At 70.5% G+C, this 17,230-nt stretch carries 14 protein-coding genes, 1 tRNA gene and 1 pseudogene; 6 read left to right on the top strand and 10 right to left on the bottom strand.

The window, feature by feature from the left end; all coding sequences use genetic code 11:
• The first annotated feature begins 20 nt into the window (after positions 1–20).
• The 3 genes from nuoL to nuoN are packed head-to-tail and all read left to right on the top strand — an operon-like array spanning position 21 to position 5,187.
• Entirely contained in the window at positions 21–1,913 is a 1,893-nt protein-coding gene (gene nuoL / locus OED52_RS11665; protein WP_264151053.1) for an NADH-quinone oxidoreductase subunit L, read from the top strand.
• 14 nt (positions 1,914–1,927) lie between these two features.
• On the top strand, positions 1,928–3,586 hold the full coding sequence (locus tag OED52_RS11660; RefSeq protein WP_264151052.1) for an NADH-quinone oxidoreductase subunit M: 1,659 nt from the start codon (positions 1,928–1,930) through the stop codon (positions 3,584–3,586).
• On the top strand, positions 3,583–5,187 hold the full coding sequence (gene nuoN / locus OED52_RS11655) for an NADH-quinone oxidoreductase subunit NuoN (protein WP_264151051.1): 1,605 nt from the start codon (positions 3,583–3,585) through the stop codon (positions 5,185–5,187). The genes OED52_RS11660 and nuoN overlap by 4 nt, the downstream gene beginning before the upstream one ends.
• Before the next feature lie 36 nt (positions 5,188–5,223).
• On the opposite strand, the gene OED52_RS11650 is transcribed toward nuoN, so the two are convergent.
• From OED52_RS11650 to OED52_RS11635, 4 genes are all read right to left on the bottom strand, one after another.
• Complete coding sequence (locus tag OED52_RS11650) at positions 5,224–6,003, bottom strand: crotonase/enoyl-CoA hydratase family protein (protein WP_264151050.1); 780 nt, start codon at positions 6,001–6,003, stop codon at positions 5,224–5,226.
• 6 nt (positions 6,004–6,009) lie between these two features.
• The gene (locus OED52_RS11645) at positions 6,010–7,548 is read right to left on the bottom strand and encodes a WS/DGAT/MGAT family O-acyltransferase (RefSeq protein WP_264151049.1); all 1,539 of its coding nucleotides are present in this window, start codon (positions 7,546–7,548) and stop codon (positions 6,010–6,012) included.
• Between the two features lie 298 nt (positions 7,549–7,846).
• Entirely contained in the window at positions 7,847–9,634 is a 1,788-nt protein-coding gene (locus tag OED52_RS11640) for an ABC transporter ATP-binding protein/permease (protein WP_264154673.1), read from the bottom strand.
• Positions 9,635–9,879: 245 nt separating this feature from the next.
• Complete coding sequence (locus tag OED52_RS11635) at positions 9,880–11,346, bottom strand: MFS transporter (protein ID WP_264151048.1); 1,467 nt, start codon at positions 11,344–11,346, stop codon at positions 9,880–9,882.
• An 89-nt stretch (positions 11,347–11,435) separates the two neighbouring features.
• On the opposite strand from OED52_RS11635, the gene OED52_RS11630 reads away from it, so the two are divergent.
• Complete coding sequence (locus tag OED52_RS11630) at positions 11,436–11,987, top strand: MarR family winged helix-turn-helix transcriptional regulator (protein ID WP_264151047.1); 552 nt, start codon at positions 11,436–11,438, stop codon at positions 11,985–11,987.
• Positions 11,988–12,045: 58 nt separating this feature from the next.
• On the opposite strand, the pseudogene OED52_RS11625 reads toward OED52_RS11630, so the two are convergent.
• Positions 12,046–12,174: pseudogene (locus OED52_RS11625) on the bottom strand (ion channel); the annotation flags it as partial.
• A gap of 445 nt (positions 12,175–12,619) precedes the next feature.
• Here OED52_RS11625 and OED52_RS11620 point away from each other — a divergent pair.
• A complete protein-coding gene (locus OED52_RS11620; protein ID WP_264151046.1) occupies positions 12,620–13,486 on the top strand; it encodes a class II glutamine amidotransferase in 867 nt (288 codons plus the stop codon).
• A gap of 10 nt (positions 13,487–13,496) precedes the next feature.
• On the opposite strand, the gene OED52_RS11615 is transcribed toward OED52_RS11620, so the two are convergent.
• Complete coding sequence (locus OED52_RS11615) at positions 13,497–13,973, bottom strand: hypothetical protein (protein ID WP_264151045.1); 477 nt, start codon at positions 13,971–13,973, stop codon at positions 13,497–13,499.
• A gap of 97 nt (positions 13,974–14,070) precedes the next feature.
• Positions 14,071–14,700, bottom strand: a complete 630-nt coding sequence (locus tag OED52_RS11610) for a hypothetical protein (RefSeq protein WP_264151044.1) — start codon at positions 14,698–14,700, stop codon at positions 14,071–14,073.
• Positions 14,701–14,860: 160 nt separating this feature from the next.
• On the opposite strand from OED52_RS11610, the gene OED52_RS11605 reads away from it, so the two are divergent.
• Positions 14,861–15,706: a hypothetical protein gene (locus OED52_RS11605; protein ID WP_264151043.1), complete on the top strand. Its 846-nt coding sequence runs from the start codon at positions 14,861–14,863 to the stop codon at positions 15,704–15,706.
• A 10-nt stretch (positions 15,707–15,716) separates the two neighbouring features.
• Here the strand turns inward: OED52_RS11605 and lexA are convergent, their stop codons facing one another.
• The 3 genes from lexA to OED52_RS11590 form a co-directional block, all read right to left on the bottom strand.
• Positions 15,717–16,379: a transcriptional repressor LexA gene (lexA, locus tag OED52_RS11600; protein ID WP_264151042.1), complete on the bottom strand. Its 663-nt coding sequence runs from the start codon at positions 16,377–16,379 to the stop codon at positions 15,717–15,719.
• 66 nt (positions 16,380–16,445) lie between these two features.
• The gene (locus OED52_RS11595; RefSeq protein WP_264151041.1) at positions 16,446–16,976 is read right to left on the bottom strand and encodes a hypothetical protein; all 531 of its coding nucleotides are present in this window, start codon (positions 16,974–16,976) and stop codon (positions 16,446–16,448) included.
• 79 nt (positions 16,977–17,055) lie between these two features.
• A tRNA-Leu gene (locus OED52_RS11590) sits at positions 17,056–17,132 on the bottom strand.
• Positions 17,133–17,230: the final 98 nt, after the last annotated feature.

Here is a 17,230-nt window from a genome sequence, read left to right as displayed (position 1 = left end):
GAGCCGAGAGGAACCGCGACATGAGTTCGTTCACCAGCTCGGCCCTGTGGTTGCTGTTCGCGTTGCCGCTCGCCGGCGCCGCCGTGCTCCTGCTGACCGGGCACCGCTCCGACCGCTGGGGGCACCTCCTCGGCTGCGCCACCGCCCTCGCGTCGTTCGCGGTCGGCGCCGCGATGTTCGTCGCCATGCTCGGCATCGACGCCGACGAGCGCCTCGCGCAGCAGTCCCTGTTCGCCTGGGTTCCCGTGGGAGAGCTGCAGGTCGACCTCGCGCTGCGGCTCGACGCGCTGTCGATCTGCTTCGTGCTGCTCATCACCGGCGTCGGCTCGCTCATCCACCTGTACTCGATCGGCTACATGGCACACGACGCCGAGCGACGGAAGTTCTTCGCGTATCTCAACCTGTTCCTCGCTGCGATGCTGCTGCTCGTGCTCGCCGACAACTTCCTCGTGCTCTACCTCGGCTGGGAGGGCGTGGGTCTCGCCTCCTACCTGCTCATCGGGTTCTGGCAGTACAAGCCGACCGCCGCGACCGCCGCGAAGAAGGCGTTCGTCGTCAACCGGGTCGGTGACATGGGCCTGCTCGTCGCCCTGATGATCCTGTTCACCACCTTCGGCAGCCTCGACTTCGACACCGTCTTCCCCGCGGTGCGCGACGCGAGCAGCGGCACGGTGACCGCGCTCGGACTGTGCCTGCTGCTCGCCGCCTGTGCGAAATCCGCGCAGCTGCCGCTGCAGTCGTGGCTCGGCGACGCCATGGAGGGCCCCACCCCGGTCTCGGCGCTCATCCACGCCGCCACCATGGTCACCGCCGGGGTCTACCTCATCGTCCGGGCCGACACCGTCTTCGACGCGGCCCCCGCCGCGCGACTCGCCGTGGTCGTCGTCGGGGCCGCGACCCTGCTGTTCGGCGCGATCATCGGCTGCGCCAAGGACGACATCAAGAAGGCCCTCGCCGCATCGACCATGAGCCAGATCGGGTACATGGTCCTCGCCGCCGGACTCGGCCCCGCCGGATACGCCTTCGCGATCCTGCACCTGCTCACCCACGGCTTCTTCAAGGCCGGGCTGTTCCTCGGCGCCGGCTCGGTGATGCACGCGATGAACGACGAGACCGACATGCGCCGCTTCGGCGGGCTGCGCACCGTCATGCCGATCACCTTCGCGACCTTCGGACTCGGCTATCTCGCCATCATCGGCGTCCCGCCCTTCGCCGGCTTCTTCTCGAAGGACAAGATCGTCGAGGTCGCGTTCGCGGCGGGCGGCGCCGAAGGCGTCGTGCTGGGCGCCGCCGCGCTGCTCGGGGCGGGACTGACCGCCTTCTACATGACCCGCGTGATGATCCTGACCTTCTTCGGGGAGAAACGCTGGGCCGCCGACACCGCGCCGCACGAGTCGCCCCCGGTGATGACCTGGCCGATGATCGTCCTCGCCGTCGGCTCGGTCTTCTCCGGCGGGCTGCTGGTACTCGGCGGTGCGCTGCAGCACTGGCTCGAACCGGTCGTCGGCACCGACCACCACGAGGGTGGACTGCCGGTGTGGCTCGTCACCGCCCTGACCCTCGCGGTCGTCGCCGCGGGCGTGGCGGTCGCCTACCTGCAGTACGCGCGCGAACGGGTGCCGGAGACCGCGCCGCAGGACGTGTCGGCGCTGACCGTCGCAGCCCGCCGCGATCTGTACGGCGACGCGGTGAACGAAGCGGTGGTCATGCGCCCGGGCCAGGGCCTGGTGCGCGCGCTCGTCGGCGTCGAATCCGTGGCGATCGACGGGTCCACGACCGGCGCCGCGACCGGCGTCGGCGCGCTCTCCCGCGGCCTGCGCCGGCTGCAGACCGGATTCGTGCGGTCCTACGCGCTGTACATGTTCGCCGGCGCGACCGTCGTGGTCGCCGCTCTGATGCTGGTGACACTGTGACGGGGGGTGGAGCGGTGAACGGCATTCCGTGGCTGACGATCCTGTGGCTCCTGCCGCTGCTGGGCGCCGCCGCGGTGTTCGCTGTGCCCACCCACCGGCCGGCGACGGCGAAGGCGCTGGCACTGGCGGTGTCGCTCGCCGTGCTGATCGTCGGCGTGCTCGTCGCGGCCGGCTTCGACACCGGCGGTGCACGGTACCAGTTCGTCGAATCGGCCTCGTGGATCCCGTCGTTCGGTGCCGGCTACCGGCTCGGCGTCGACGGGATCGCGCTGGTGCTCGTGCTGCTCACCGCCGTGCTGGTGCCGCTGCTGCTCGTCGCCGGATGGCACGACGACCGGCCCGGCGCCGAGGACGACGGCCGCGCCCGGCCCGCCCACACCTACACCGCGCTGATCCTGCTCGTCGAGTCCATGGTGCTGGTGTCCTTCGTCGCGCTCGACATCCTGCTGTTCTACGTCTTCTTCGAGGCGATGCTCGTGCCGATGTACTTCCTCATCGGCGGATTCGGCAGCCGCGGCACCGCCCGCGGCGAACGGGCACGCGCCGCGGTGAAGTTCCTGCTGTACAACCTGCTCGGCGGGCTGGTGATGCTCGCCGCCCTCATCGGGCTGTACGTGGTCACCGCCCGGTCCGGGCTGGGGACCGAGCCCGGCGTCGGTACCTTCGACCTGCGGGTCGTCACCGCCGCGGCTGCCGCCGGGGACCTCGACGCCGCCGCCGCGGTCCTCGGGGCGCTCTTCCTCGGTTTCCTCGCCGCATTCGCCGTCAAGGCCCCACTGTGGCCGCTGCACGGCTGGCTGCCCGACGCGGCGGTGCGCACCACACCGGCCGTCGCGGTGCTCATGATGGCCGTCGTCGACAAGGTCGGCACCTTCGGCATGCTGCGGTTCTGCCTGCCGTTGTTCCCCGACGCGGCGGTGACCTTCGCGCCCCTGGTGGTGACGCTGTCGGTGATCGCCATCGTCTACGGGGCGCTGCTCGCGATCGGCCAGACCGACGTGATGCGCCTGATCGCCTACACCTCGATCTCGCACTTCGGGTTCATCGTCCTCGGCATCTTCGCGATGACCGGGCAGGGACAGGCCGGATCGACGCTGTACATGGTCAACCACGGAATCTCCACCGCCGCACTGTTCCTCGTCGCCGGTTTCCTCGTCTCGCGGCGCGGCACCCGGCTCATCGCCGACTACGGCGGGGTGCAGAAGGTCGCGCCGGTGCTCGCCGGCAGCTTCCTCGTCGCGGGTCTGGCGACCCTGTCGCTGCCGGGACTCGCCCCCTTCGTCAGCGAATTCCTCGTCTTCGTCGGCACCTACCCGCGCTACGGGGCCGGCGCGGTGATCGCGACCCTCGCCCTCGTGCTGTCCGCGATGTACGTGCTGTGGCTCTACCAGCGCATGATGGGCGGGCCGCCCCGGGAGGACACCGACGAGCCGGGCTCGCGGCTCACGGACCTCGTGCCACGTGAGATCGTCGTGGTGGCACCGCTTCTCGCGCTGCTGCTCGTCCTCGGGATCTACCCGAAGCCCGCCCTCGACGTCATCACCCCCGCCGTCGACGACACCCTCGTGTCCATCGACCTGCCGCAACCGGAACTGGCCGTGCCCGTCGAGCGTCCGCTCGCCGAGACCGGACCGCCGGCGACGGGAACCGGGGAGGAAGGTGCATCCGAATGAGCGCATCCACCGGCGTCACGCTCCTGGCCGAGGCCCTCCCGGCCCCGCCGATCGACTACGGTCTGCTCGCCCCCGTGCTGATCGTCTTCGCCGCCGCGGTGGCCGGGGTGCTCGTCGAGGCGTTCGTCCCCGCGAGCGGACGCTACCGCACCCACGTGGTCCTCGCGTTCGCTGCACTCGTGGCGGCGTTCGTCGCGGTGGTGGCCCTGGCCGGACGCAGCGGCACGACCCTGTCCGGCGCCGTGGTGATCGACGGGCCCGCACTGTTCCTGCAGGGGTCGATCCTGATCGTCGCGGTGCTGTCGCTCGCGCTGGTCGCCGAACGCAGCATCGATCGCGACCGCGCCGGCGTGGGGGCCGCCGCCGCGACCGTCGGGGCCCGCCTCGACGCGTTCGCGCCGCAGGCCTCCGCGATCCCGGGCACCGCCGCCGAACGGGAGGCCACCGCGGCGGGGGTGAGCCGCACCGAGGTGTTCCCCCTGATGCTCTTCGCGGTGGGCGGCATGCTGGTCTTCCCGGCGTCCGGGGATCTGCTGACGATGTTCGTCGCCCTCGAGGTGCTGTCGCTGCCGCTGTACCTGCTGTGCGGTCTCGCGCGGCGCCGGCGGCTGCTGTCACAGGAATCGGCGCTGAAGTACTTCCTGCTCGGGGCCTTCTCGTCGGCCTTCTTCCTCTACGGCGTCGCGTTGCTCTACGGCTACGCCGGCACCGTCGGACTCGCCGGGATCGCCCGGGCGGTGGGGGAGGACGCCGGGGAGGAGACGATCGCGCTGCTCGGCACCGGACTGCTCGCCGTCGGGTTGCTGTTCAAGATCGGCGCGGTGCCGTTCCACTCGTGGACCCCCGACGTCTACCAGGGCGCACCCACCCCGGTGACGGCGTTCATGGCCGCCGCGACGAAGATCGCCGCCTTCGGGGCCCTGCTGCGCGTGCTGTACGTCGCCGTGCCCGGTCTCGCCGACCAGTGGCGGCCGATCCTGTGGGCGGTGGCCATCGCGACGATGATCGTCGGGGCGGTGCTGGCGGTGACCCAGCACGACATCAAACGCATGCTCGCCTGCTCGGCGATCAGCCACACCGGCTTCGTGCTCACCGGTGTCGTCGCCGGCACCCCCGCAGGGGTCTCGTCCACGTTGTTCTACCTGCTGGTCTACGGCATCGGCACCGTCGGGGTGTTCGCGGTGGTGACGCTCGTGCGCGACCCCGACGGGGAGGCCTGGGAGCTGTCCCGCTGGGCCGGGATGGGCCGGCGCTCGCCGCTGCTCGGCGGGATCTTCGCGCTGTTCCTGCTCTCCCTCGCCGGTATCCCGCTCACGAGCGGGTTCATCGCGAAGTTCGCGGTGTTCGGGGCCGCGGTCGGCGCGGGCGCCGCGCCGCTGGTGATCGTCGGTGTGCTCGTCAGCGCGGTCGCGGCGTACTTCTACGTGCGGGTGATCGTGCTGCTGTTCTTCAGCGAGCCCCTGCCCGACGCCCCGCGGCTCGCGACATCCACCCTCGCGACGAGCGCGGCGATCGCGTTCGCGGCCGTCACCACCGTGCTGCTCGGCATCCTGCCGCAGCCCGTTCTCGACCTCGCCGAACGCGCCGTCTTCGTGTACTGACCGCGGCGGTCCGGGCTCCTCCCGTTCGGGACCCGTTCAGGAGAAGCTGCCGTGCCGTCCGTCCCCGGCGCGGAACCGCGCGGCGCCGGACGCGGTGTCGGCGGCCAGCGACTCGAGGCCGAGCCGGATCTCGACGGCCATCGCGTGTTGCTCGGTGCGCCCGAACTGCGCCCGGGCCGAGCGGCGGTCGTTGCGCAGACACGTCTGCGGGAACCGGGTGAGCTGCCGCGCGAGTTCCTCGGCGGCCGCGCGGGCCGTGCCCGGCTCCACCACCCGGTTGACGAGCCCGAACTCCAGGGCTTCGGTGGCGTCGACCGGGCGGCCGGTCAGGATCATGTCCAGCGCGCGGCTCTCCCCGATCAGTCGCGGCAGCCGCACCGTGCCGCCGTCGATCAACGGCACACCCCAGCGTCGGCAGAACACCCCGAACGCCGCGTCGGAGGCCGCCACCCGCAGGTCGCACCAGATCGCCAGCTCCAACCCGCCGGCCACGGCGTGCCCTTCGACCGCCGCGATCACCGGTTTGGAGAGCATCATCCGGGTGGGACCCATCGGGCCGTCGCCCTCCACCTCGACGCGGTTCTGATCGTCGGTGCCGATCGCCTTCAGATCGGCTCCGGCGCAGAAGGTTCCGCCCTCGCCGTGGAGTACCGCGACATCGGCGTCGGGGTCGGCGTCGAAGGTCCGGAAGGCCGCGGCCAGCTCCGCCGCCATCGGCCCGTCCACGGCGTTGCGGCGCTCGGGTCGCGCCAGGATCACCGTGGTGACCCGGTCCTTCGTCTCCACCCGGACGGACGGCTCGTCGGTCTGCGTCATCGGCGGTCACACCGCGTGCGCGGTCGCCTCCGCGGGGACCCGGGTGCTGTCGGTGACTTCCGGGGAGGTCTGCCGATCGGTGATCGCGGCGGTCTCGGTGACCTCGGTGGTTTCGGTGATCTCGGTGGTTTTCAGGGCCGGGCTCACCCCGACGGCGTCCTCGAGCGCCACCAGCGCGGCGTCGAGATGGTCGAGCAGCGGCTGCAGGTGCGGCAGGATCCGGCTGCACGAGGTCAGGCCGAAGGCGATGGCGTCGTCGGTGCTGGTGCAGGTGATGTTCAGCGCCTGACCGTCCACGGGCACCGACAGCGGATGGATCGCCTCCACCCGGGCGCCGTTCCAGTACAACGGATCCGGAGATCCCGGCACGTTGGAGACGATGACGTTGAAGGGCGGCCGGGGCAGCGCCCGGTTCCGGGTGAGGATGCCCACCGCCAGCGGGGCGACCCCGAGCGCGCTCGTCGCCAGTCTCGACAGCGAGGACATGCCGCGCATCGACTCCTTGCCGCGTGTCATCGACGCCGAGATCGTGGCGAGCCGCTCGGCGGGGGAGTCGACGTCGGTGCCCAGATCGCACATCAGGACGCCGACCTCGTTGCCGGAGCAGTCCTTGTCGGGCCGCAGGCACACCGGCACCATCGCCACCAGCGATCGATCGGGCAGCGCATCGTGGTCGAGCAGGAAGGCCCGGAGCGCACCCGACGACATCGCGAGCACGACGTCGTTGACGGTACTGCCGGCGGCCGCGGCGACCGCGCGGAGCCGGTCGAGGGGCCAGGAGCGGGCCGCGAACCGGCGGGTGCCGGTGACGGGGACGTTGATGATGGTGTTCGGGGCGGCGAGCGACAACGATCCGCCCTTCCCGCGCAGTGCCCGCTCGACCGTGCCGGCCAGGGCCGGCAGGACCCCCACCGCGTCGGTCGCGACGGTCCTGACCGCCTGCACCGCCGCCTCGGGCAGATCGAGCGTGGTCCCCGCGCCGTGCGGCCGGCGGGGCGCGGAGATCGGTGCCCAGGGCGCGGGCATCCCGGTGCGGTCCGGATCCGGGCTCAGCGCGCGGCGCAGCAGTTTCATCGCGCCCACCCCGTCGGCGAGGGCGTGGTGGATCTTCGTGTAGACGGCGAGGCGGCCGTCGGCGAGACCCTCGATGAGGTGCACCTCCCACAGTGGCCGCCGCCGGTCGAGCAGTGTGCCGTGCAGCCGGGAGACGAGCTCCCACAGTTCGTCGAGTCCGCCCGGACGCGGAAGTGCGTTGCGCCGCACGTGATACGACAGATCGAAGTTCCGGTCGTCCTCCCACGCCCACTGACCGAGGGTGGTGAGCGACCGCACCGCGCGCTTGCGCCAGAAGGTGTCGACGGCCGTGGCATCGGACCCGGTGCCCTCGAACTCGGTATCGGTTGCGTCGGCGAGGTTGCCGGCGAACATCTGTGCGAGGTCGGGGGCGTTCGTGCCCGGCGCCGGTCGCAGCAGGATCAGCCCACCCACGTGCATCGGCTGGTCGCGGCTTTCTCCGAGCAGGAACATCGAGTCCGTGGGAGGCATGGGCAAGCGCATCGTCGAAGGTTCCTCCGCTCGTCGACCGAGCAGCTCACGGCGGGATCCCCTGCGAACCCGCCTGATGTGCGTCAAACCATGATCCCCATCACAGTTTGATGACGCGACACAATTAGTACGCGATCTGAGCGTCATCTCCAAACGGGAGAACTGCAAACAGGACGAATGTCGGAATTTCTGTCCGATTCGGTCCCTTCGGCCCTGCGGATCGATTCCGTTCGCGTTCGGCGACATAAGTCGAGATATGTGGAACGGCCGTCGATTTCGCGCACGCCGCGGCGGGTCGTCACGGCACCCGGTCGGTGATCGCCCAGCGGCCGTCGCCCCGCAGTTCGAGCACCCGGTCGTGGAACCGGTCCAGGGTGCTCCGGTGGCCGACGCTCACGATCACCGACTCCGGCAGCGCCTCGCGCACCGTGCGGTAGAGCGCGTCCTCGAGTCCCTCGTCGACCGCGGCCGTCGCCTCGTCCAGGAACACGATCGCCGGCCGCGACAGCAGGATGCGGGCGAAGCCGAGGCGCTGCTGCTCGCCCGGGGACAGGGTCCGGCCCCAGTCCGCCTCCGCGTCCAGACGGTCGGCGAGATGCCCGAGCTGCACCCGCTCCAGCGCGGCCCGCACCGCACGTTCGTCGTGGACCGTCTCGTGCGGATAGGTGACGGCCTCGCGCAGAGTGCCCAGCGGCAGGTAGGGGTCCTGCGACAGGAACAGGCCGTCACCGACGGGGCGATCCACGGTGCCGCGCGCATAGGGCCACAGTCCCGCGATCGTCCGCAGCAGGGTGGTCTTGCCGCTGCCCGACGCGCCCCGCACCAGCAGGGCCTCCCCGGGCGCGACGCTCAGCGACAGGTCGGCGACGAGCGGTGTGCCCGACGGGGTGGTGACCGACAGTCCCGCCAGCTCCAGGCGATCCCCGCTCTCGGTCGCCGCGAGGGTGGGCAGTTCCTCGGCGTGCTCGGTGGTGTCGAGCAGCCCGTTGAGGCGGATGGTGGTGGCGCGGAACGCCGCGAAGTCGTCGTACGACTCGCGGAAGAACGACAGCGAGTCGTGCACCTGGCCGAACGCGTTGGACGTCTGCATCACGTCGCCGAGGGTGACCTGCCCGGCGAACAGGCGCGGGCCCTGCACGAGGAACGGGAAGATCACCGCCGTCTGGTTCACGGCCAGGTTGAAGCCGTCGAACTTGAGCATCCGGAACACGATCCGCCACCAGTTGCGGATCACCGCGGCGAACCTCGAGAGCAGTCCGCCGCGTTCGACGTTCTCGCCGCGGTAGAACGCGATGGACTCGCCGTATTCGCGCACCCGCACCAGCGCGTACCGGTAGGTGGCGCCGAGTTTCTCGTTGAGGAAGTTCAACCGGATCAGCGGGCGGCCGATCCAGAACGCGACCGCCGTGGTGACGAGCACGTACACGAACACGAGGAACACCATCGCGCGCGGGATCTCGGTGCCGAAGATCGTCAGCGGCCCCGACAGGTCCCACAGGATGCCGGTGAAGCTCACGATCGACAACACCGCGGTGACCGCGCCCATCGACAGCACCCGGGTCGTGGTGACGAAATCGGTGATGTCCACCTGGATCCGTTGATCGGGATTGTCGACGGGGGAGGAGACGAAGCGGTCCTTGTAGAAGGATCCCGACCGCAGCCACCGGTCCAGCAGATGCTCGTTGAGGTGGGTCCGCCAGCGGATGTCGAGGGTCTGCGCGAGCAGATAGGCGACCAGGGCGCGCACCACGTGCACGGTGGCCAGGATCGCGAAGACCCGCATGAACCGCCAGAACGCCGACTCGTCGAGATTCTGGATGGCCGTGTAGAAGTCGTTGTACCAGTACGAGAACAGCACGTTCATCCGCACCGCGAAGACCGTCAGCAGCAGCACGACCGCGGCGAGCCCGGGCCCGCCGAGACCGTTGCGGGGATCGAAGAACGACCCGGCGACACGCCACCACTGCCGTCCCCAGTGGGTGAATCGCACCACCGCGACGAGCACGGCCAGGAACACCACGAGCGTGATCGCGTAGGCCTTCAGCGTCCACATCGCGCTGTCGGCGACGACCGTTCCCCACTCCAGCACCTGGACCTCCGACCTGCGTCAGTGGACGGTGGATCTTTCCCAGGATCACCCCACATCGGCAGGCCGGAGCGTGAATGCGTGAGATTTCACCTGTCCGAGACACGGCAGCGGGATGCAGAAGCGGGCCACGGAAGCGGGATGCGGGAACGGGGCCGGGAACGCGCGACGGGCGCCCCGCCGCCCCGGATCGGGTGAGCGTGGCGCCTGTCGTGTGCCGTGATCGGGGGAGCGGCCCCCGAGGGTCAGGCGTTCACCTTCCCTGGCTCCGGGGTGTCCGGCCGGCCCGCGGACCGCCGGGTGCGAGCCGGGACGAGCAGCGCGACCAGTGCGCCCGCGACCGCGGCACCCGCGCCGACGAAGAAGCAGAGCTGGAAGGCGGACTCGCTCGGGATCGAGAAACCGCCCAGCTCCATCGTCTTGCTTGTGAGCACGGCGGCCATGACGGCACCGGCCGTGGTGGTGCCGACCGAGCGCATCAGTGAGTTGACGCCGACGCTGGACCCGGCCTCCGCGAGGGGGACGTTGTCCATGATGAGCGTCGGGAAGGCGGCGTAGCCGATGCCGACACCGGCGGAGGAGATGATCACGCTGACCATCAGCTTCCACGGCGCGTCCATCATGAAGGCGCCGAAGACGTAGCCGCAGGCGACGACGAAGGCGCCGATGGCGAGGGTGAGGCGGGCGCCGATGGCGTTGATGAGCCGCGCGGAGATCGGGGCGAAGACCATCATCATCAGGCCGCCGGGGAACATCCACATGCCGGCCTGCAGGATGGTCTGGCCGAGGCCGTAGCCGGTGCGCTCGTCCATCTGCAGCAGCTGCGGCACGACGATCGACGAGGCCATCATGCCGAAACCGATGAGCACGGCGGCGATGTTGGTGAAGAACACCGGCCGGTGTCCCATGGTGCGCACGTCGACCAGCGGATCGTGGTGGCGCAGCTCGAACAGGCCGAAGATCACCAGGACGACGAGGCCGCCGACGATGCAGGCCCAGGTGGTGCCGCTGCCCCAGCCCCAGGTCGAGCCCTTCGAGATGCCGACGAGCAGCGAGACGAGACCGACGGCCATGAGCGCGAGGCCGACGAGGTCCAGCCGGGCGGGGTGGGTGTCCCCGGTTGCCGGGACGACCAGCGCGGTGGCGGCGAGCACGACGACCGCCAGCGCGGTGGAGACGTAGAACAGGGCGTGCCAGTCGAAGGTCTGGGCGATCCACGCCGACAGCGGCAGGCCGATGGCACCGCCGACACCGAGGGTGGCGGAGACGGTCGCGACCGCGGTGGCCTGCTTCTCCCTCGGGGCGAGTGCGCGCACGGCGGAGATGGCGACCGGGATGTAGCCCATCGCGATGCCCTGGAGGGCGCGGCCGAGGAGGAAGGGCACCAGGCCGGTGCCGACGGCGCACAGCAGCGAGGCGACGACCAGGATCGCAGCGCAGGCGACCATGACGCGCTTCTTGCCGTACATGTCGGCCAGGCGCCCGGTGACCGGCATGGAGACGCCGCCGGCCAGCAGGGTGGCGGTGATCGCCCAGGACGCGTTGGCGGCCGAGGTGTCGAGCAGAGCGGGCAGTTCGGATTGGATCGGGATGACCAGCGACTGCATGAGCGCTCCGGCCAGCGACCCGAAGCACAGCGTGATGATGACGGCGGTGGCGCGGCTGTCCGAGATTCTCGGTGCCGCCGCGCTCGTCGCGGTGGTGGTGTCCATGTATTCCTGACGTAAGGGGCTATGTAGGTTACATATTCAGAGATGTGTAGAGTACACAAGTCGGTGTGGCGAGAGACAGTCGAGACGGGGTGGTTCCCATCACAGGCCTGGTGGAGTCGGTACGCGACATGCCCGAGTGGGGACTCGTGGTGGCCACCGCGCGTCTCGAACGGGGGCAGCGCGCGGCCCAGTCGCTGAACGAACTCAACGCCGCCGACAACCGGCTGCTGTGGCTGCTCCTCGGCGCGGACGAACCCCGGACCATGCGGCAGATCGCCGAGGATCTCCGGCTGGAACAGTCCACGGTGAACCGCCAGGTCAACGCCGCGCTGGCGCGCGGCCTGGTCGAACGCCTCGACAGCGCCGGCGGAGGTGCGAAGGCCCTGCGGGCGACCCCGGCGGGCCGGGCGATGTTCGAATCCGAGCTCGAGCGCAAGATGTCGCTCCTCGCGACCGCGCTGGACGCACTCCCGGCGGAGGCACGCGAGGACTTCGTCCGGCACCTCGAGGTCTTCGCCTCGGCCTACGTCGACGCGGCCGAGCACCAGGCGCAGGACGGGACGGCGCGCGTGGCGCCTCGGGGAGAGCTTCGGGGAGAAGGGTCACCCCGAGGCGCCGGCGCCACTCCACCGCGACGGTGAGCATCCTGATACCGAGTGCGATCAGGATCGGATTGCCGACCATCTGCACCGACACCACCGCGCGCGCCGGCTCGCTCACCGCGGCGATGTCCCCGAATCCCACGGTGGAGAACACCGTGGGACAGAAGTAGAGCGCATCGACACGGGACAAGCGTTCGTCGAAGTTCGCCACATCGACCACGGACATCCGGTGGTACACGCCCGCATAGACCACGAGGTGGAGGGACACCACCGCGGTCCGAGCCTCGAGCGCCTGCACCGCCGGATACTCCGCGGCCAGGATCCGGCGGATCTGCCGGAACCCGACGAGGGCCACCACGCCCGGACTCGCCATGAGGACGAGCACCTCGGAGGCGCCGTGCACGTGATCGAGCGGCATCACGAAGCAGACGCTCATCAGCACGAGCGCGGTCGGGGTCGGGCGTGCCAGGGCGGCCACGATCACCCGTCGCCGCTCGTGCGGACCGGGAGGTCCGGAGGAACCGGTCATGGCGAGTCCGTCCAGTTCCGGTGCGTGCCGAACGCATCGACGCGTCCAGCCTACGAGGCCGCCGGGGACCCGTCCGGCCGATACCGCCAAAGTCCGTACACCGACGCCACCCCATGGTTTGAATGGAGAGGTGTGCAGATGGATGGCGTACTCCGGCGATCCGATCCTCGTCGAGGATCTGTTGTTCCGTCCCGTCCACTCCCTGATCGACCAGGCCCTGCACTCCCACATGGGTGCGACCACCACCAACGGTGACGGTTTCGGGATCGGCTGGTACGGCGAGGGCTCCGAACCCGCGCTGTTCAAGAGCGTCGAACCGGCATGGAACGACCGCAATCTCGTCGAGATCTCCCGTCAGATCCGGACCCCGCTGCTGTTCGCCCACGTGCGGGCCTCCACCGGATCCGAGGTGCAGCGCAGCAACTGCCATCCCTTCCGGCACGACAACTGGCTGTGGATGCACAACGGCGAGGTCCACGAGTTCCTGCGGATCAAACGCGACCTCGCGATGGCCGTCGACCCGAGCCTGTACTCCTCGATCGAGGGCACGACCGACTCGGAGATGCTGTTCTTCCTCGCCCTGACCTTCGGGCTCGCCGACGATCCCTTCACCGCGGTCGCCCGCACAGTCGGGTTCGTCGAGGACGTCGCCGCACGGCACGGCATCGAGAACGCCGTGCAGGCGACCCTGGCGACCACCGACGGTGAATCGATCTGGGTGTTCCGGTACTCGACCGCACAGCAGACCCGCTCGCTGTTCTATTCGACGGAGATCGAGAAGGTCCGGGCCCTGCACCCCGAGGTCGAGGTGCTGCGCCGCTACGGCGACGACACCCGCTTCGTCGTCTCCGAACCGCTACGCGACCTCGAAGGCCTGTGGAACGAGGTGCCCGAGTCGCACGCCGGGATCATCCACGCCGGGACGGACGACTTCCGGCCGTTCCACCCCATCCCGCCCGTGCGGCAGACCGCGGGGGCGACGCGCAGCGAAGAAGCCTCGGCGAGATAGGGCCGGGGGATCACCGCCCCGGATCCGTTGCTCCGCCACCGGGGCCGCCGTTGCGGGCCTCGATGGCCGCGACGGATCTCTCGAGCTGCCTTCCGAAGAACCGGGAACCGGCGAGTCCGAGCGCCGCCGCAACGATCCGCCCCCGGAGGTTCTTCCCGTCGCGGACCACGACGACATCGACGTCGGTCGTCCCCGACGGCTGCTGCGTCATGGTGTAGACGTGCCCGGAGGAGCCGCCCCACAGATTGGAATCGGTGGTCGTCATCCGTACCCGGCGAGGTTCGCTCCAGTCGTAGTGCAAGCGTTCCCAGATGTGGTTCGAGCCCTCCGTGACGTCGGCGTCGTGCGGGCCCCGGTGATGCACCTCCAGATAGTCGGCCGCGCTGTTCCCGAAGATCTCCTGACGCCCCGGGCCGAAGTCGGTGAGGCCGGCGACGATCTGTTCGGGGGTTGCGGTGGTCGTCCGATGGACGTGGATGGTGGTCATGATGGCTCCTGTGCGTGTCGCTCGGTGCCGCATCGGCCATGATCCTCCACCACCGCCCGGCACGACACCGGCGAGTCGGAACCGTGACCTCGGCGCCTCACACCACGAGATCGCCGAACGCGTCGATCAGCCCGTCCGGATACCAGCGCGGATTCGTGTCCGCCGTGGTCGCGACGCACACCAGGTTCCGTTCCCCCGACGCGAGCACGACCGCGGCCAGCCGCGCGCGGCCCTCCTCGTCGAGCAGCGCGACCGTCGCGGCGAGATCTGCGACGAGCAGCACCGCGGGGCGCCCCACGACCGGCGAATCGAGGTCGGCCACCACCTGGGCGATCTCCTCCGGCGTCGTCGCCCGGCGCGAGCCCTCCGGCAGCGTGCCCGGCCCCGCCAGCCACGGATGGCGCCGGTGGGGATCGACGACGACCAGGTCGTGGGTGCCGCCCGTCAGCACCCGCATCGCGATGAGATCGAGCGCCACGCTCGGCGACGACCGGCGCTCGTCGCGGCGGACGAGCAGGTTGCGGCCCGAGGCGAGATCCCAGGACACGGCCGTGCCGTCGCTGTTCCGGCCGAACGGGATCGTGGTGCCGCGCGCCCGCGTACGGACCGTGCAGCCCCGGGCGGGACCGTCGGTGTGGGCACGGCCGTCGGTATGGCTGCGGAGAGGATGCACGAGGGCGGAACGAGCACACGCCCGGTGCGAGGACGGGGTGACGGAGATCGGCATGGCGGGTCCGTTTCGTGTCGTAAGGTCCGGATCGGTCTCCGGACGGCAGAACTGTAGGGCAGGGGACCGACACCGGGATCCGGCCGCGTCGCCCTGCGGTCTTCCCGCGCGGGTTTTCCCGCGCGGCGGTTACCCCTCCTGCGACGGGGTAACCGCCGGTATGCGCCCCATCGCGACCACCCTCACCGCCACCGTCTCCGCGGCCGCCCTCACCGTCCTCGGTGCCTCCGTCGCCGCCGCGGCGCCCGCACCGATCGTCGACGACCGTGGCGCGATCGTCGCGCCGGGCGGTACCCGGATCTCCTTCGCCCACACCCCGAGCGGGATGCGTGCCGGCACGGCGAACGAACACGAGTCCCGCGCCGGTGTGTCGATCGTCAAGCTGTACCTGGCCGAATACGTGGTGCAGCACGGTGATCCTGCCGACCGCGCCGACGCCGTCGAGATGATCCGGTCCTCCGACGACGCGATCGCCGACCGGCTCCACGCGAGGTACCCGCAGGCGATCGCCGCGACCGCCACCGAATTCGGGCTCACCGACACCCACGTGCCCGGATACTGGGGTGCCGGCACCACCTCGACGCACGACATGGTCACCTATCTCGAGACCAAGAAACGCACCGATCCCGGTTCTCCGGTGCTCGCCGCGATGGCCTCGGCCCACGACACGGCCGCGGACGGGACCCGGCAGGACTACGGCACCGCCGCGCTCCCCGGTGTGATCGGCACCAAGTGGGGATGGAGCGACGACCGCTCGTTCCACGCGTCCGCCTCGTTCGGGGCGGACTTCTCCGTCGCCGCGTCCACCGGCGGGTCGGCCGGGCAGCTCACCGACCACGTGCTCGGTGCCTTCGCGGACGGCCCGGCGCCCGCACCGGAACCGGGACCCCGCCTGCAGGACTGCCCGCCGCTGGGACCGCTGACCGACGACCCGCTGCTCGGCGGGCCCGCGCAGAACCTGCTCGACGCGCTGCCGCCCGGCGTACCCGATGCGTTCTGCGGCTGACCCCGGCCGGTCAGATCCGGCGCATCACCGACACGACGACACCCAGCACCACCGCGCCGTCGCCGTCGATGACCGGATAGGCGGGATTCCGCGGCTCGAGGTAGACGTGACCGTTGCGCCGCCGGAAGACCTTGACAGTGGCCTCCCCGTCGATCATCGCGGCGACGATCTGCCCCGAATGCGCCTCGTGCTGCTGCTTCACCACCACGACGTCGCCGTCGCAGATCGCGGCGTCGACCATCGACTCGCCCCGCACCCGCAGGGCGAACACGGTGCCCGAACCGGTCAGGTCGCGGGGGAGGGTGAGCAGGTCGTCGGTGTGCTCCTCGGCGAGGATCGGCGCACCGGCGGCGATGTCGCCGACCACCGGAACCGTGACGGTGTCGTCCGAGCCACCCTCCCCGCCGGAGGCGCCCAGGAAGGGACGTACGTCGAGCTGCCGGGTCACGGCACTGCCGCGCCGCAGGAAACCCTTCTCCTCCAGCGCCTTCAGATGCCGCGAGACCGTCGACGTCGACCGCAGCCCCACGGTGTCCGCGATCTGCCGCGTGCTCGGGGCACAACCGTGGGCGACGATCCAGTCCCGGATCGCGAGCAGGATCTGCTGCTGGCGGAGCGGGAGGGAGGAGGGGTCGAGGCCCCCGAACATGTCGAACTCGTCGTAACCGGTCACCCGGCGAATCGTAGTGGGCGGCACCGACTCGACGTCCGGGCGGCACTGCTACGCCGGGTGGCACTGCTACGCGATGTCCGCCAGGTCCGGGGGAGCACCGGCCGCACCCGATCCGTTCTGCAGCTGCTCCATGGACCGCCGCTCCCGCAGCGCGCGGGTGAGCTGCCGATCCCTCGCCTCCGTCGGCTCGGTGACCAGGGCCGGAACCCAGAAGCCGACCAGGACACCGCCCAGCAGAGCCGCGGCCACCCGGACGGAGAGCTCGTCCCCGATCCCCAGGAACCACTCCAGGACCACGAACACGGCGACGATCGCGAGAACGACTCCGGCGAGCGCCAGCACGCGGCGGAACCGGGGCTTCGGGCGCGATCCCGCCGGCAGGGGCATCGACTGCGCCGCCAGCTGCCACAACCGGGCATCGATGCTCTCCCGGAGGGCGCGCTTGCGGAACTCGTCGCCGAGTTCCTTGTAGATGGCGAGATCGGCGGCGACCCGGGTCCGGAGGTTCCGACGGGCCAGTTCGCGGCGGAGGAACACGAAACCCGATGTCACCGAACCGGTGACCAGTGCAACGACGACAGGAACCCAGATGTCCACGCCGGAACAGTACGACAGCGGCGGGCGGATCCACGGGATCCGTGCCACTCGGGCCGGCCCGTGTGGCCTCGACCGGAAGTGGTGCCCCCGGTGAGACTCGAACTCACACTGGACGGGTTTTGAATCCGTTTCCTCTGCCAATTGGGATACGGGGGCGTTGCGGACACCACTGTAGAGGATCGGGCGAAGCGGGCGCTCACCGGTACCCTTCTTACGTTCCACCCCCGCGCAGGGGACCGTCCGTACCGAGGGGA

This window comes from Rhodococcus sp. Z13 (assembly GCF_025837095.1).
GTDB classification, from domain to species: Bacteria; Actinomycetota; Actinomycetes; order Mycobacteriales; family Mycobacteriaceae; genus Rhodococcus; species Rhodococcus sacchari.
This window is presented reverse-complemented; position numbering and strand designations above follow the sequence as displayed.

Excerpts from the sequence above, each read along its gene's own strand:
- nuoN (WP_264151051.1), top strand. The coding sequence starts at position 3,583 with ATGAGCGCATCCACCGGCGTCACGCTCCTGGCCGAGGCCCTCCCGGCC.
- OED52_RS11610 (WP_264151044.1), bottom strand. The coding sequence starts at position 14,700 with ATGCCGATCTCCGTCACCCCGTCCTCGCACCGGGCGTGTGCTCGTTCC.
- OED52_RS11605 (WP_264151043.1), top strand. The coding sequence starts at position 14,861 with ATGCGCCCCATCGCGACCACCCTCACCGCCACCGTCTCCGCGGCCGCC.
- OED52_RS11615 (WP_264151045.1), bottom strand. The coding sequence starts at position 13,973 with ATGACCACCATCCACGTCCATCGGACGACCACCGCAACCCCCGAACAG.
- OED52_RS11620 (WP_264151046.1), top strand. The coding sequence starts at position 12,620 with ATGGCGTACTCCGGCGATCCGATCCTCGTCGAGGATCTGTTGTTCCGT.
- OED52_RS11635 (WP_264151048.1), bottom strand. The coding sequence starts at position 11,346 with ATGGACACCACCACCGCGACGAGCGCGGCGGCACCGAGAATCTCGGAC.
- nuoL (WP_264151053.1), top strand. The coding sequence starts at position 21 with ATGAGTTCGTTCACCAGCTCGGCCCTGTGGTTGCTGTTCGCGTTGCCG.
- OED52_RS11650 (WP_264151050.1), bottom strand. The coding sequence starts at position 6,003 with ATGACGCAGACCGACGAGCCGTCCGTCCGGGTGGAGACGAAGGACCGG.
- OED52_RS11645 (WP_264151049.1), bottom strand. The coding sequence starts at position 7,548 with ATGCCTCCCACGGACTCGATGTTCCTGCTCGGAGAAAGCCGCGACCAG.